10 protein-coding genes and 2 pseudogenes are annotated in these 15,596 nt (G+C 65.8%); 6 read left to right on the plus strand and 6 right to left on the minus strand.

Annotated features, from left to right (window positions below; genetic code table 11):
* Positions 1–28: 28 nt before the first annotated feature.
* Together MVA47_RS13315 and MVA47_RS13320 are read right to left on the minus strand one after the other, a co-directional pair.
* A complete protein-coding gene (locus tag MVA47_RS13315) occupies positions 29–217 on the minus strand; it encodes a hypothetical protein (protein ID WP_247208286.1) in 189 nt (62 codons plus the stop codon).
* A gap of 19 nt (positions 218–236) precedes the next feature.
* Entirely contained in the window at positions 237–1,574 is a 1,338-nt protein-coding gene (locus MVA47_RS13320) for a PspC domain-containing protein (protein WP_247208287.1), read from the minus strand.
* 168 nt (positions 1,575–1,742) lie between these two features.
* On the opposite strand from MVA47_RS13320, the gene MVA47_RS13325 reads away from it, so the two are divergent.
* Together MVA47_RS13325 and MVA47_RS13330 are read left to right on the plus strand one after the other, a co-directional pair.
* Positions 1,743–2,981: an ATP-binding protein gene (locus tag MVA47_RS13325; RefSeq protein WP_245969066.1), complete on the plus strand. Its 1,239-nt coding sequence runs from the start codon at positions 1,743–1,745 to the stop codon at positions 2,979–2,981.
* A 13-nt stretch (positions 2,982–2,994) separates the two neighbouring features.
* Positions 2,995–3,666, plus strand: coding sequence for a response regulator transcription factor (locus MVA47_RS13330; RefSeq protein ID WP_023962046.1), 672 nt, complete (start codon positions 2,995–2,997; stop codon positions 3,664–3,666).
* Between the two features lie 480 nt (positions 3,667–4,146).
* On the opposite strand, the pseudogene MVA47_RS13335 reads toward MVA47_RS13330, so the two are convergent.
* Positions 4,147–4,917 (minus strand): annotated as a pseudogene (locus MVA47_RS13335) (serine/threonine-protein kinase); the annotation flags it as partial.
* Positions 4,918–5,109: 192 nt separating this feature from the next.
* On the opposite strand from MVA47_RS13335, the gene MVA47_RS13340 reads away from it, so the two are divergent.
* The 3 genes from MVA47_RS13340 (at position 5,110) to MVA47_RS13350 (ending at position 9,036) form a co-directional block, all read left to right on the plus strand.
* Positions 5,110–5,925 carry a hypothetical protein gene (locus tag MVA47_RS13340; RefSeq protein ID WP_243404372.1) on the plus strand — a complete coding sequence of 272 codons (816 nt, stop codon included), beginning with the start codon at positions 5,110–5,112 and terminating at the stop codon, positions 5,923–5,925.
* Positions 5,925–7,523 (plus strand): DNA polymerase Y family protein, encoded by a 1,599-nt coding sequence (locus MVA47_RS13345; RefSeq protein ID WP_247208288.1) that lies wholly within the window; start codon positions 5,925–5,927, stop codon positions 7,521–7,523. Before MVA47_RS13340 ends, MVA47_RS13345 begins: the two co-directional genes overlap by 1 nt.
* Positions 7,524–7,662: 139 nt before the next feature.
* Positions 7,663–9,036, plus strand: coding sequence for an LLM class flavin-dependent oxidoreductase (locus MVA47_RS13350; RefSeq protein ID WP_247208289.1), 1,374 nt, complete (start codon positions 7,663–7,665; stop codon positions 9,034–9,036).
* A 21-nt stretch (positions 9,037–9,057) separates the two neighbouring features.
* Here MVA47_RS13350 and MVA47_RS13355 read toward each other — a convergent pair whose 3' ends face one another.
* Genes MVA47_RS13355 through MVA47_RS13365 form a run of 3 tightly spaced genes read right to left on the minus strand, consistent with a single transcriptional unit; the run spans position 9,058 to position 11,941 of the window.
* A complete protein-coding gene (locus MVA47_RS13355; protein ID WP_247208290.1) occupies positions 9,058–9,603 on the minus strand; it encodes a DUF1697 domain-containing protein in 546 nt (181 codons plus the stop codon).
* Positions 9,603–10,904 (minus strand): serpin family protein, encoded by a 1,302-nt coding sequence (locus tag MVA47_RS13360; protein ID WP_247208291.1) that lies wholly within the window; start codon positions 10,902–10,904, stop codon positions 9,603–9,605. The genes MVA47_RS13355 and MVA47_RS13360 overlap by 1 nt, the downstream gene beginning before the upstream one ends.
* A complete protein-coding gene (locus MVA47_RS13365) occupies positions 10,871–11,941 on the minus strand; it encodes an alanine racemase (protein ID WP_308280627.1) in 1,071 nt (356 codons plus the stop codon). The genes MVA47_RS13360 and MVA47_RS13365 overlap by 34 nt, the downstream gene beginning before the upstream one ends.
* 276 nt (positions 11,942–12,217) lie before the next feature.
* On the opposite strand from MVA47_RS13365, the pseudogene MVA47_RS13370 reads away from it, so the two are divergent.
* A pseudogene (locus MVA47_RS13370) lies at positions 12,218–15,504 on the plus strand (error-prone DNA polymerase).
* The last annotated feature ends 92 nt before the right edge of the window (positions 15,505–15,596 follow it).

Here is a 15,596-nt window from a genome sequence, read left to right on the forward strand (position 1 = left end):
TTGCGCGGCCGGATCGATGCGAATATTGCTAGCTGGTCGTTTCGTGCTCGGGCACCCCGGGCAGCTTTTTCTTGTCTCTTCCTCCGCTGAAGATCAGGATGAGTCCCACCCCGACAGCAACGGCGAGCGCGATCCACATCGTCGAATCCGAGCCGTTGAGTTCGGGGCCGCCCGCGATGGCCCACAAGGCCACCAATAGTCCGGCAATTCCGGTCACGGCTTGAAATGGTGCGAACTTAGTCACGGATGACCTCCACATTTCCGATGTTCGAATGGGCGTCGATGGTCAGCACCGGACCTTGTGATCCATCAGGTCCGCCCTCGAGACCCTCGGGGCATTTGACCTCTCCGATGGCCACTTCACAATCGGCGCGCAGATTCATGTTCTCGGGCGCGATGATCTTGAAGTCGCCGACACCCATGTCGATCGTCACCTTCTTGTCGGCGTCGAGTTCGATTGCGGTGAGGTCGAGTCGTGCCGAACCCATCGTCAGGGAGTACTCGTCCTGGAGATCGGTCACCGAGAGCGGCTTCCAATCGCGGTCGCCGATGCCGCCCTCGGGCAGGTTCACGTTGCCGATCACCGTGGCGATCACCACGAACCCGGCGAGGGGAATGGCGATCGGGATCAGGCCACCGCCCTTGCGCACGAATGCACCGATGACCAGTCCGCCGGCGACCACGGCCAACGCGATGGCCCCGACCCGTGCCGGACCGAACCAATCCACCTCCGTGCCGATCGCCGCCGCGACCGCTGCGACGATGACCGCGATACCGAGCACCACCGGGGTGAAGCGTGACGACGGCTTGCGTTCCACCGGCGACGACGGTTCCGGTAGATCCCAGGCGAAAGGCGCCGCACCCAGTGGGTCCCATGCAGGTGGGGTCGGGAGAGGCGGTTCGACATCGGAGTCCGCATCCTCACCATCAGTTTTCTGCGTCGCGTCGGCCGCCGTCGCCGGAGGGTCCTCCTTGAGCCAGGCGCGGGGAGTCCAGCTCTGGAAGTGCCCGCCCGCAGCAGGGGTGTGCACACCTGTGGCGGTCTGCCACCACGAACCGCCTGCGGTGACCGGATCGCCGGCAGCCTGTTGCCCCAACGTGTCGGCGCTCGTACCGGGCTCGGGGACCGGTGTGCGCTGGTAGAGCAACCACCAGCCCAGCATCATCAGCGCCAGGCCGAAGAGACCACCACTGCTCCACGCGAGATGGGGCCCGGCGATCAGGGCCACTACGGCCACGACGGCCACCGCGACCACGGTCGGCGGGTGGGATGAGGCATGACGCATCCCATGCCCAAAGCGTTTGGGGCGCATAGCCGTTTCCGGAGATGACTGTGCAGGAGCGCCCTCGGGCAACACGATCCACGCAGCGATGTAGAGCAGGATGCCTGCACCGCCGAACAGAGCCGAGACGATGAACGCCACCTTCACGAGCGTGGGGTCGACCTTGTACCGGACACCGATCCCGGTGCACACGCCGCCGATCGTCGAACCCGACGCCGCGCGTGCCGGGCGCGTTCGCCACATGTTCTGCAGTACTTCGGCATTGATGGTGGGACTGGATGCAGCATTCATGGTCGAGCTCCGCTTCGCTTCGTCTTCGGGACATCTCCGCTCATGTGTTCAATACTGATCACGGGTCGGGCACCGCACCATCGGGATTCACCCTGATCTGCTCCCTGGAATCACATCTGGGGATTGTCCCTGATGTGTGCGACGGCGGGCGCGTGCCACTATCGACTGGTGCCAACAGTCGAACGTGTCCACCGCCGCGATGGTGGCCGTGTCATCGGCGGGGTCGCCGGAGGCGTGGCCGACCACCTCGGAGTGGACGCCTTCCGGGTGCGCGTGGTGTTCGTCGTGCTCAGCGCACTGGCCGGGGCCGGCGTGTGCGCCTACGGTCTGCTCTGGTTCATGTGCCCGCCGGGTACCGACACCGAACCGCCGACCTCCTCCGAACGGCGGCAGGGAATCGGCCTGGCGATCGTCGGCGTGGTCGCAGTGGTGTCGGTGGGGTTCGTGGCCTCAGGCACCCCCGCGCAGTTCCTCATCCCGCTGGTGGTGGTGGCGGTTGGCGCATCACTTGTCTGGCGCGAACTCGATTCGACATGGAGGCCCAGATCCGCGTCGGCCCGGGCGATCACCTGGACCCGAATCGCCGGTGGCGCAACGCTGGTGGTGATCGGCCTGGTGGTGGTGGTGCTGGCCGGGAACAACCGGATCGGCGGGTTGAGCACCACGTTGCTGGCCGTCGCCGCGACGGTACTGGGTGTGCTGCTGCTGACGATCCCGTTGTGGTTGCGGATGGCCCGGATGCTGGGTGCCGAACGCGCCGCACGCATCCGCAACGCCGAACGGGAAGAGATCGCCGCGCACCTCCACGATTCTGTGCTGCAGACCCTGGCACTGATCCAGAAGCGGTCGGGACATGCCGAAGAGGTGCAGCGCCTGGCGCGGAGTCAGGAACGCGAGCTGCGCCGCTACCTGTTCGAAGGTGAAGGGCAGCAGAGCGATTCGCTGACCACCGCACTCAAGGCCGTTGCCGCCGAGGTCGAAGACCACTACGGCGTCGAAGTCGAGGTGGTGACCGTCGGCGACGTCACGGCCGATGACCCCTCCTGGAGTGGCGATCACCGTCGATGGGCTGCGCTGATCGCGGCGACGCGGGAGGCACTTGTCAACGCCGCCAAACACTCCGGGGAACGCTCGGTTGATGTGTACGCCGAGGTGGAGAGCTCCCAGGTGGAGGTGTTCGTCCGCGACCGTGGCGTCGGCTTCGACCCCGACCAGGTGCCAGAAGATCGCCGCGGGGTGTCGGGGTCGATCAAGGCGCGGGTACAGCGGCACGGCGGTAGCGTTGAGATCAAGTCGACCGCCGGTCGAGGGGTCGATGTCCGGATGTCGATGCCGCGTGGCGGCGAGACGCCGTTGGTCACGGACCTCGGTGAGGACGCCGGTTCCGAATCGGACGCGGTGAATTGAGAGAGTTGGGGCGATGACCGGCCGAAGTGAGCCATACCGGGTGTTTCTTGTGGACGACCACGGTGTCTTCCGCTCTGGCGTACGAGCGGAGTTGGCCTCGGAGACCGACATGGCCGTGGTCGGCGAGGCAGGCGCGGTCGCCGATGCGATCGCGGGCATCCTCCAGTCGTCACCGGACGTGGTGTTGCTCGATGTGCACATGCCTGCCGGTGGAGGGATCGCGGTGCTGCGAGGTGTCGCCGACGCCGCACCGCAGAAGTCACCCGTCTTCCTGGCGCTGAGTGTGTCCGACGCCGCCGAAGACGTCATCGCCACCATTCGCGCGGGTGCCCGCGGCTATGTCACCAAGACGATCGGCGGCTCGGAGTTGGCCGATTCCGTGCGTCGGGTCGCAGATGGGGACGCCGTGTTCAGTCCGCGACTGGCCGGATTCGTGCTCGATTCGTTCACCGGGAAATCGCCCGTGCCGGAACCACATCTGGATCCCGAACTCGATTCGCTGACTCCACGCGAGATGGAGGTCCTGCGGCTGCTGGCCCGGGGGTTCACGTATCGGGAGATCGCCGAAGACCTCGTGATCTCCATCAAGACTGTGGAGACCCACGCGTCCAATGTCTTGCGCAAGACCCAGCAGTCCAATCGCAACGCACTCACCAGATGGGCCGCCAACCGGCACATCAGCTAGTGCCCACGCGCGGCCGTGTGTGCGGCGCACTGATCCGAACCGGTGCGTAGGGCTCGAGGCGACGCGTGGTCTAGCGGAGCAGTGCGATGAGGGTGACCGCGATGGCAGCGAGCACCACGAATGCCAGGAACACCGCGGCGGCGAGAGCTGCGTGACGGGGCGGATCGGTCTTCTCGGGTTGATGGTCGAATCCGGAGAACGCCGGCCGTGAATGCTGGGTGACCTGCCAGGACTCGCCGACACCCGAGGTCGGGTGGGCCCGCCCGACAGTGTTTGGTCCGGGAGCAGCCGGGAGGCCTGACTCGGTGGTGGTCGGGATGCGCCGGGTGGGTGGCCGAGGGGGAGGGGCGCGATTCGTCGATCCAGCGGACTGGTGAGGATCTGTGCGGTGTTGCCGGCATCGCCCGCGGCGATCTGGGCAAGCCGATCGCGGATCCCGGCCATCGTCGGCCGGCGGGCCGGACTCGGCTCGAGCATGGCGAGCAGAGCACCCTCGAGGGCTCCGGCCCGCTGGGGCCGGATGATCTCGCCGCGGGCGACCTTGTGCAGCAGCACCAGGGAGTTCTCGTCGAGCCCGAACGGCGGCTGACCTTCCACACAGGTGTAGAGGGTGGAGCCGAGCGAGTAGACGTCGGAGGCCTCCGTCGGATCTTCGCCGCGGGCGACCTCGGGTGCGAAGTACGCCGGGGTACCGGTGATCACACCGGTCTGGGTGAGCTGCACATCGTCCTTGGACCGCGAGATCCCGAAGTCGGTCAGCTTCACCAGCCCGGCGTTGCGTCCTTCTGCGATGAGGATGTTGCCCGGCTTGATGTCGCGGTGCATGATGCCTGCGTTGTGGGCCTCGGCCATGGCGTCGGCCACCTGGGCGCCGATCTGGGCCACCTGCTTGACGGGCATGGTGCCGGTTTGATGGAGGATCTCGGCGATGCTGCGCGAGGGCAGGTACTCCATCACCAACCAGGGCTCACCGGCGTCGAGTGCCACATCGTGCATGGCGATGGCGTTGCGATGACTCAGCCGGGCCGCGATCCGGCCCTCGCGCATGGCTCGCTGTCGCATCTCGGCCGCGGAGTCCTCGGTCATGCCGGCCACCGACAACACCTGCTTGATGGCGACCTGCCGGTCGAGGAGGGTGTCGTGTGCCAGCCAGACGGCGCCCATGCCACCGCCACCGATCTTCGAGCGCAGACGGTACCGCCCAGCAACCAGATAATCGGGGCCGGGAACGCGGTAGGAAGAGGCGCTCATTGGTCTGACCTTAGTGGACTCCTGAGACTGGAGTGGGTGGTGTGCCGGGCGAGGACGACTCGCCCGGACGACGCGCCGAAGCGTATTGACGCTTGTCGGAGTGCTGACCTACATTCGAAAAGAATCGAAAATGTGTTCGAGTCAGACCGGTGGTTGCAACTTCCCTGCGCCACTTCCCCCTTGGTGGGGAGTATGGACAGGGGTGCGATGCAGACCATGGAGACAGCTCCGGACAAGGCGCAGAAGCTGGCGATGTTGCGGCAGACCCTCGCTGCTGCCACCACTCGATCAAAGCCCGAATCCGTTGTGCCACAAAGGCAGATGTCGGCGGTTGTCAATGAGCAGGAGAAGTACACCGACCGCGAGAGGCTGGCTGTCCCGCCGGCTCTCGAACGGGTGCTCCCCGGTGCCGGGCTGATCCGTGGTCAGGTGTTGGCCCTGGAGGGTGCACGGTCGCTGCTGTTGTCGCTGATCGCACAGGTCAGTGCCGATGGCGGTCATGTGGCTGTCATCGGGCAGCCGCAGCTGTGTCTGCTCGCGGCGGTCGAGATGGGGGCCGACCTGTCCCGGATCGCGGTGATACCCGACCCCGGGCCAGATCCGGTGGAGATCGCCGCGGTGCTGCTCGATGGACTCGACCTGGTGGTGGTGGGCCTCGGTGGTATCTCGGTGCCACCCTCGCGCAGCCGGGTGGTGATGGCCCGCGCTCGTAGCAAGGGCGCGGTGCTGGTGGTCACCGATGGCACGTGGTCGGGAGCGCATGTGAAGTTGCAGTCGCGGGTCTGTGCGTACCGGCATCAGCCCACCGCCCACCAGCCTTCCGCTGTGCGGCGTGGTTACGGCCGACTCGGAGGTGTCTCACTCGCGGTCCGTTCACACGGACGCGGATTCGCCGGAGCCGATACCCGGCTGGACGTGATGCATTGCGGCGACCGGGTGCAGCTCGTCGATGTGGTCGACTCCCAGAGCAATTCGTACGATGCTCCTTCGCTGCCGGTGGCGTTGTGATGAGTGATCGGGTGTTCGGGGTCTGGTGTCCGGATTGGCCGGCCGTCGCCGCGGCGGCAGAGATGGATCTGTCGCCGGATCGTCCGGTTGCGGTACTGCGGTCCGGCCGCGTGATCGCCTGTTCTGCCGCGGCACGTGCGGTGGGAGTACGCCGGGAGATGCGCAAACGCGATGCCCAGGCGCGGTGCCCCCAGCTGACCGTGACAGATGCGGACGAGGGACGTGATGCCCGGTTGTTCGAACCGGTGGCCGCCGCCGTCGCCGAACTGATCCCGATGGTCGAGGTGTTGCGACCGGGACTTCTCGTGCTGCCCGCCCGTGGGGTTGCGCGTTATTTCGGTGGTGAAGAGGCGGCGGCGGAGAAACTCACCGACGTGGTGTCTGCCTGTGGCATCGAATCCCAGGTGGGTATCGCCGACGAACTCTTCACGGCGATCATCGCTGCTCGGCACGGCAAGGTGGTACCTCCCGGCGAGGGTGCCGAGTTCCTTGCGCCCCTGCGTATCTCGCAATTGGCGGTGGAGCCCAGCATGTGTGCCGACGATCGACCTGCCCTGGTCGATCTGCTGTGGCGGATGGGGCTTCGAACCATCGGCGCCTTTGCCGAACTGTCGTCCACCGATGTCGCCACCCGCTTCGGGGCGGACGCGATTTTCGCGCACCGCACCGCTCGGGCATTGCCGCAACGCCCGCCGTCGGGGCAGGCGCCACCACCGGACCTGGTCGTCGAACATCGCTGCGACCCACCGGTGGACCGCGTCGATGCCGCCGCCTTCATCGGCAGGCGACTGTCCGCCCAGCTGCACGATGTGCTGGCCGCGGCGTCGGTGGCCTGCACGCGGCTCACCGTGCAGGCCACCACCGAGAGCGGTCGTGAGTACTCCCGCACCTGGCGCTGCGCGCAGCCGCTGACCCCCGATGCGACAGCTGACCGGATCCGCTGGCAATTGGAGGGGTGGCTTTCCGGCCGCAGCGCCGCCGACCGCCCTGATGGGCCGGTGGTGATGTTGCGTCTCGATCCGGTGGAGGTGATCGGCTCGGGTGCAATGCAACTCGGGCTCACGGGTGGGGGATTGGCCGGAGGAGACGGAGAAGTGGCCGAGCGGGTGCGCCGGGCACTGGTGCGGGTGCAGGGGTTGCTGGGAGGCGAACGCGTGCAGGTTCCGGTACGCAGTGGTGGCCGTGGGCCCGGGCAGCAGATCACCCTGGTACCCCTCGGGGACGAATTGGTGGCACAGGCCGACCCGGATGCCCCCTGGCCGGGGCAATTGCCGGGACCGTCGCCCTCGGTGCTGCCGATGGCACCGGTGACCCTTCTCGACGCCGAGGACTCCCCGGTGCAGGTCACTGCCCGAGGCAGTTTCAGTGCCGATCCGGCCAGTCTGACCTGGGGTCGGCGCAGTTGGTCGTTGAGCTGGTGGGCGGGGCCGTGGGCCACCGACGAACGGTGGTGGGCCGCAGGGCCGGGTGATGGTGGCGGTGGTGTCGATGTGCATGTCGGGACATACGCCAGAGCGCAAGTGCTGCTGGAGGATTCACGAGCACTATTGCTGCACTATCAAGATGGGCAGTGGACCGTCGAAGGTGTGTACGAATGACGCACGGTACGCCGCGCGGCGGATGTGCGGTCTTGTTTCACCCAGGGTGACGAGAACACTTGGACAGTCCGTCGTTCCCGACTTCGATGGCAGCGAGCGCCTTCCGGCGCCCTCTCGACACCCGAAGGACCTGATACCGATGAGTCGTCAACTGCACCTGGGCGGATTCCTGATCGCCTCGCCCGTCACCCATTCCCATGCCGCATGGAGGCATCCGGGCTCCACGACGGAATTCTTCTCGCCCGAGCACTATCACCGTGTCGGCCGCATTCTCGAGCGCGGCAAGTTCGACTTCGCGTTCTTCGCGGATCTGCTGGCCGCCCCCTTGCGTTTCGGTGCCGATCAGTCCGAACCGCTGCGTCGTGGCACCCAGGCCGCCGCGACACTCGATCCGTCCGTTGTCGCCGCCAGCATCGCTGCGGTCACCAGCCATCTGGGCATCGCGATCACCAAGTCCACCACCTACTTCCACCCGTACGAACTCGCCCGGGTATTCGGCTCCCTCGACCACATATCCCGCGGTCGGGTGGCATGGAACATCGTCACATCCCTGACCCAGGCCGAAGCGCTCAACTTCGGTTTCGACCAGCACGTGGCACACGACGAGCGGTATCTGCGAGCCGAGGAGTTCGTGCAGACCGCAGTGGAGTTGTGGTCGGCGTGGGACGAGGACGCCGTTGTCGCGGACAAGGCGAGCGGGGTGTGGGCCGATGCGGACAAGGTTCGTCCGGTTGACCACGACGGCCGGTACTACCGCACCCGGGGCCCGCTGAACCAGCCGAGATCACCCCAGCATCGGCCGGTGCTCATCCAGGCCGGATCATCCTCCACAGGAAGGGATTTTGCGGCCCGCTGGGCCGAAGCCATCTTCGAGATCGACCCGACACCGGAAGGGCGCCGGGCCTACTACGACGACGTCAAGTCGCGTGTGGTCGACGTGGGCCGCAATCCCGACCATGTCAAGATCCTGCCCTCGTTCATCCCGTTCATCGGTGAGACCGAATCGATCGCCCGGGAGAAGCAGGCGTTCCACAACGAACTCGCAGATCCGATCTCGGGCCTGATCACACTGTCGGTGCACACCGACCACGACTTCTCGCAGTACGACCTCGACGCCCCACTGGAAGACATCTCCGTCTCCGGAACGCAGGGACTGTTCGATGTGGCGAGGCGTCTGAGTGAACGGGACAGCCTGACGCTCCGCGACATCGGCAAGCTCTACGCGCAGGGAGTGCTGCTGCCGCAATTCGTGGGTACCGCTTCGGATGTGGCCGATCAGATCGAGGCCGGGTTCAACGGAGGAGAAGCCGATGGCTACATCGTCTCCACGGCCCAGACACCGGGAACGTTCAACGACTTCGTCGACTATGTGGTCCCCGAGCTCCAGCGTCGCGGTCTGTTCCGTACGGAATACCAGGGCAGCACGTTGCGCGAAAACCTGGGGCTCGGGCATCCGGACGAAGACCTGCCCGCAGACATCCGCGAGCGGTCGCTGGTACCCGCTGCAGGCTGACACCCTGCAGCGCACGGCAATTCACTGCAGCTTACGTAAGGTGTTGAGGTTCCGGTTGGTGAGGAACCAGCCGGAATCCGACTTCTTCTTCGATCCGGTGCGTTTACCGATCACGCTGTCAAGGGTGTCGCCTTTTCGTACCTGCCAGTACAGCACCGATTCGCCAGCTTCGATCTGTTCCTGCTGCGGATCGAGTTCGTCCGCGATCGCGGCGACGAGGTCGACCTGAGCGGGGTCGGAGTAGAAGACGACATATGCGTGCCAGTCGTCTCGTTCGGGGAATGGGTAGGCGTCGATGATCGCAGTGAGCCGGTCGGTGGGGATGACGACAACCCGTGCGGCATAGCCGAATCGCTCACCGAGGCCTTTCTCCAGCGCGGCCGTGATCCGGCCGATGTCGGTGCTCGGGGAACTCAAGAGTACGTTGCCGCTTGCGAGGACGGTCTTGACGTCTGTGAACCCGAGTTCTTCGATGCAGGTCTTGAGGTCAGCCATCTTGATACGGATTCCGCCGACGTTGATTCCGCGCAGCAGAGCGGCGTATCGACGTGGCGTCCGGGCGGCCATCACACCCGTCCCGGCTGGATGATGGTTCCGAGGAACAGGGGCAAACCCGTTGCGGTATCGATGATCTGGTACACAAATGGCCGGTCTGCGACGAACACGGGAATTTGCCCCGCAGGTGGCATCGCAGTCACCCCGGCGTCGATCTGTGTTGCCGAGGCAGCAACGGTGCCCTTCTCGCCCACGGTGACGGTGCTGTCCTGAGCCGCGGCGGTGACGAGCAGTCCTGGGCTGATGCCGGTGAGATCGGCCGCGTCGGTGAACAGATCACGGACGCCCAGTTTTTCAAGTGCCACTTTCAAATCCAGATTAGTGGTGACATCCCACCGCGGTAGACCAACAGACACGGGTGACTGGGGGACACTACGAAGGTCCGTACCGGCCGTCGTCAGTCGCTGAGGGTCGAGGAACCCGTTCACGTTGTTCCCTTCAGAGGGCAGGAACACCTGCAGCGCGAATCCGTCCGAGTACGGCAACTGCAGGCCGGTCCATCCGGCACCGCGCAGAAAGCCTGCGGACACCGTCTGCTTCATCATGTTGACGTCGCTGACCTTGCCGTTTGAATCGGTGAACTCGGCCGGTGAGGTTGCAGTTGCAGGAAACGGTTGTTGCCATGCAGCTGCGAGATAGACCGTCGAGAGCAGGCTGATGACCGTCTCCGGGCTGAAGTCGGTGGGGGTTTCGGAGATCTCACCTCCGGTGTTCACGGCCAGCCAATCCGTGATTGCCTTTTCGGTGTCCGCTGCGGAGAAATCGGTCGGATAGACCCCGGTGTCGAAACTCTCTCCGAGTATGTCGAGGTAGCCCGATTCCACAGACACGGATTCATCGATGAAGAGTCCGGTCGCCTGATGAAACACCGGTGGGGTGGGTGGATTGTCCGCATCGACGGCGCCGGGATCACTGTCGAACCTGTCGAGTTGTCCGATGAGCGCGGCATGGACGTCTCGCCCGGGTGCCCCGATCGCCGACTCGAGTTGTGCCGCCGTGTTGCCCCGCGCGCCGACCCGCAGCATCTGGAGGGCAACCATTGCGCCCCAAGGCGACACGACCTTGTTGTCGGAGCTCTCGGTGTCGCGGATCAGGTTCGCTCCAAGTCCTGTGGTCTGGCGAACCATCACCGAGACGTCGCCGCGGACCTCGTCTATCCCGATGTCGTCGAAGCGAACCCCGGAGGCCTTGGTGAGTCGTGCCGTCGAGACAGGGTCTGACCCCTGTGCGCACGCGGTGAGGACCAATCCCAAGACCAGGACCACGCTCGACAGGCGCTTCACGAGTTGGCTCCGCGCGCGCGTACTGGCCACGGCGTCACCTCACCCGCGAGGTCGACCACCATCAGCTCGTTCGCGAGATTGACTGCGGCACAGACGTGATTGGGCGCCACCTGGACCCGGTCTCCCACCTCCGGCCGCGACTGCGAATTGGCGAAGTCGACGGTGGCGTGGTGTTCGGACAGTGCGATGACACGTGCGTCGGGATAGGTCGGCAGACGGCCACCGCCGCTGGCCCACGCGGGCTGGTCCGCCCCCAGAACCTTGCTGCCACAATCGAGCACCACTTTGCCTGCTTCGCGGTGGACGACCGTGGTGACCGCGGTGAGCGCCACCTGCGCAAACGTGCAGATTCCCAACTCCACCTGCTGGGCATCACCGAACACGTACACCCCCGGCCGGATCTCGGTGAGCACCGAAGGATCCGCCTCGCTCGCCGAGGGTGTCGAACCACCACTGCGGATGACCGGATCGATACCACCGTTGCGCAGCGACTGGGCTGCCATGGCAAGGGCGCCGGACTCTTGCCTCGCCACCCCGGCGGGACGGCCGGGTTGGTAGCTGTGTCCGGGAAAAGTGAACGCGCCGAGCACTTTCAGGCCTGCCGCCACCGCACGGTGCCCCACATCGCCGGCGCGCTGGGGATGCACCCCGGTCCGGTGATGGCCGCTGTCGATCTCGACGAGCACACGCGCTCCGGGCAAGTGCTGTGCCAACTGCCCGGCGCCTGCCGCCGAATCCACGGTCAGGAGCACCTCGGCCTGATCCATGACCCGGCGAAGTCGTTGCGCCTTGCTCTCGGTGACCCAGAGCGGATAGGCGATGAACAGATCGGTGATGCCCGCCGCCGCGAACACCTCGGCTTCGCCGATGGTGGCGACGGTCAGCCCGACCGCTCCATGCGCGATCTGACGGTGGGCGAGTTCGGTGCTCTTGTGGGTCTTGGCGTGCGGGCGCAGCGCAAGACCCGATCCGGCGGCGAACTCGGACATTCGTGCGAGGTTGGCGTCGAGAACGGCGTCGTCGACGGCGAGAAACGGGGTGTCCAGGGCTGCGGTGGCAGTGAGCACCCTGTTGTCGGGGCCTGAGTCGACACTGTCGGTGTGGGTCACCGCGCCGTGCCGTTGAGGTGTGTGAGGGTGCGGCCGGCTGCTGTCGAGTGTGGCGAGGGGTGTTGTCTCCGGCCGCTCGGGCCACCGACATCGCGGTGCATCATGTGGGTCAACAATGCCAGAGTCGGGTGACCCGTGCCGACATAATCGGCTGTCCGGGCCGGTCCGTGGTGAGCGCTGAGAGCCGGCAACCGCCGGGCTTGTTCATCGAAAACATGTTCGATACGGTGAGGTGTGGGTTGGCACAACGGCCCTCCGACCTGGTCGGAGCTGGAACGGGTTCTTTCCGGGCGGCCGCATGTCGGCGGCCGATCCGGCGAGACCTTTGCCGGCGACGGTGGCGACAGTCCGGCGTGGTCGCGTAAACGCACGCCCTACGAGGCCGGCGAGTTACGACGAGGCACGTCGCAGGTCCGGTACGCCGAACTGCACGCCCACAGTTCCTACAGTTTTCTCGACGGAGCCAGCAGTCCCGAGGAGATGGCAGAGGAAGCGCATCGGCTGGGCCTCGAAGCCTTGGCGATCACCGACCACAACGGGTTCTACGGTGTGGTGCGTTTCGCCGAGGCAGCCCTGGAATGGAAGCTGCCCACCGTCTTCGGCTCCGAACCTCGCTGCTGCGTGATGCCCCTCGCACCGGTGTGGCCGATCCGGACGGTTCACATCTGCTGGTCCTGGCCCGGGGCCAGGAGGGCTACCGCAGGCTGTCCCGGCAGATCGCCGCCGGACACATGGCAGCAGGCGAGAAGGGACTGCTGCGTTTTGACGTCGAGACGTTGGCAGGGGCCGCGGACGGGCACTGGCTGATACTCACCGGATGCCGAAAAGGCACTGTGCGCCAGGCATTGTCGTCGAGCGGGCCGGATGCCGCCGATGCTGCGCTCGGTGAGTTGATCGACCTGTTCGGCCGCGACAACGTGGCCGTGGAGCTGACCGCGCAGGGAATGGCCGATGACGACGAACGCAACGCGGTGCTCGCCGGGCTGGCCCGGCGCAATCGGGTGATGACGGTGGCGACCACGGGTGCCCATTTCTCGGCGCCACATCGCAGGCGGCTGGCGATGGCGATGGCCGCGGTGCGTGCTCGCCGCAGTCTGGATGAGATGGATGGCTGGCTCGCGCCCCTCGGGGGCGCCCACCTTCGCAGCGGAGACGAGATGGCGCGGCTCCTCAGTGCTCACCCCGATGCCATCGACAACGCCGCGATGCTGGCCGGCGAGCTCGCCTTCGGATTGCACCTGATCGCACCGCAGTTGCCGCCGTTCGACGTACCCGAAGGGCACACGGAGAGTTCGTGGCTGCGAGAACTGACCGCACGCGGGGCCACCGAGCGGTACGGCACGCCGCAGAGCCATCCCAAGGCGTATGAGCAGATCGAGCATGAACTCGATGTGATCGACACCCTCGGGTTCCCGGGTTATTTCCTGGTGGTCGAGGACATCGTCAGGTATTGCCGCGACAACAACATCCTGTGCCAGGGCCGCGGCAGTGCAGCCAACTCGGCGGTGTGTTACGCACTGGGGATCACCGCGATCGACCCGGTCGGCAACGATCTGCTGTTCGAACGATTCCTGTCACCTGCCCGCGATGGCCCACCCGACATCGACATCGACATCGAGTCGGATCTGCGAGAAGAGGCCATCCAGTACGTGTATCGGCGGTACGGGAGGCAGAACGCCGCTCAGGTCGCCAATGTGATCACCTATCGGGGCAAGTCGTCGGTGCGGGATATGGCTCGCGCACTGGGGTATTCGGTGGGGCAGCAGGATGCCTGGAGCAAACAGGTGCATCGATACGATGCGGCGAAGGCCAACGAACACGACATCCCCGACGATGTGGTCGACCTCGCCAATCAGATCAACGGCATGCCGAGACATCTGGGAATCCATTCCGGCGGCATGGTGATCTGCGACCGGCCGATCGCCGACGTCTGTCCGACCGAATGGGCCAGGATGCCCAATCGCAGTGTGCTGCAATGGGACAAAGACGACTGCGCTGCCATCGGTCTGGTGAAGTTCGACATGCTGGGTCTGGGAATGCTCTCAGCCATCCACTACGCCATCGACTTCCTCGAGCAGCACCGCGGCATCCATGTGGACCTGGCGAAGATCGATCTGACCGAGAAAGCCGTGTACGACATGTTGTGCAAAGCAGACACCGTCGGGGTGTTCCAAGTGGAATCGCGGGCGCAGATGGCAACGCTGCCACGGCTCAAGCCGCGCAAGTTCTACGACCTGGTGGTGGAGGTGGCGCTCATCCGCCCCGGGCCCATTCAAGGTGGGTCGGTGCACCCGTATATCCGGCGTCGCAACGGGTTGGAAGAGCCGACCTGTGAACACCCTTCGATGGAGGCGGCACTCGCGCGGACACTGGGAGTGCCGTTGTTCCAGGAACAGTTGATGCAGGTTGCGGTGGATGTGGCCGGGTTCAGTGCCGCGGAGGCCGACCAGTTGCGCCGTGCGATGGGGTCGAAGCGATCGCCGGAGAAGATGAACCGGCTACGCGGCCGGTTCTATCAGGGGATGGAGGATCTGCACGGCATCACCGGGGAGATGGCTGACCGCATCTTCGAGAAGATGGCAGCGTTCGCCAATTTCGGTTTCCCGGAGAGTCACTCGCAGAGTTTTGCGTCCCTGGTGTTCTATTCGTCCTGGCTCAAGCTGCACCACCCGGCGGCCTTCTGCGCGGCGTTGATCAAAGCGCAGCCCATGGGCTTCTATTCACCACAGACGCTGGTTGCCGACGCCCGGCGCCACGGCGTCGCCGTACATGGTCCTGACATCAACCTCTCGCAGGTGGACGCCGATCTGGAGAACGATGGACTCGACGTGCGACTCGGGCTGGCGTCGGTGCGGTCGATCGGTACCGAGTTGGCCGAGCAGATCGTCGAGCAGCGCTTGACCGGTGGTCCGTTCACGGGCGCAGCGGACCTGTCCCGGCGCACGGATGTGAGCACCAACCAGCTCGAGGCCTTGGCCACGGCCGGGGCATTCGACTGTTTCGGCATCAGCCGGCGGCAGGCGTTGTGGGATGCCGGTTCGGCAGCCCAGGAGAAGTCCGACCGGCTACCGCTGCATGAGAACAGTGCTGCGCCGGCGCTTCCGGGGATGAGTGAGGTGGAAATGGCGGCGTCGGACGTGTGGGCGACGGGGGTCAGCCCGGGCAGCTATCCCACCGAGTTCATCCGCCCCCAGCTCGACGCGCTGGGAGTGGTCGCGGCGGCGGACCTGTTGTCGGTGCCCGACGGTTCCCGCGTGCTGGTCGGCGGCGCGGTGACCCACCGGCAACGACCCGCCACGGCGGCGGGGGTGACGTTCGTGAACCTGGAAGACGAGACCGGGATGGTCAATGTGGTGTGCTCGGTGGGTCTTTGGGCGAAATACCGCAAACTGGCTCAGACGGCGCCCGCCCTGCTGATCCGGGGGCGGGTGCAAAATGCCGAGGGGGCGGTGACGGTGGTTGCCGACCGCCTGCAGCGCATGGACCTCCGTGTCGGATCCCGATCTCGTGACTGGGCCTGACCTGGCCTCGTGACCCACTCGGCGGGATCGGTGGGCCGTTTGATGGATCGCTGCGAGTACCGGCCGGCACTAGCATGACGGGATGCGCGGTG

This window comes from Williamsia sp. DF01-3, from assembly GCF_023051145.1.
Classification (GTDB): Bacteria; Actinomycetota; Actinomycetes; order Mycobacteriales; family Mycobacteriaceae; genus Williamsia.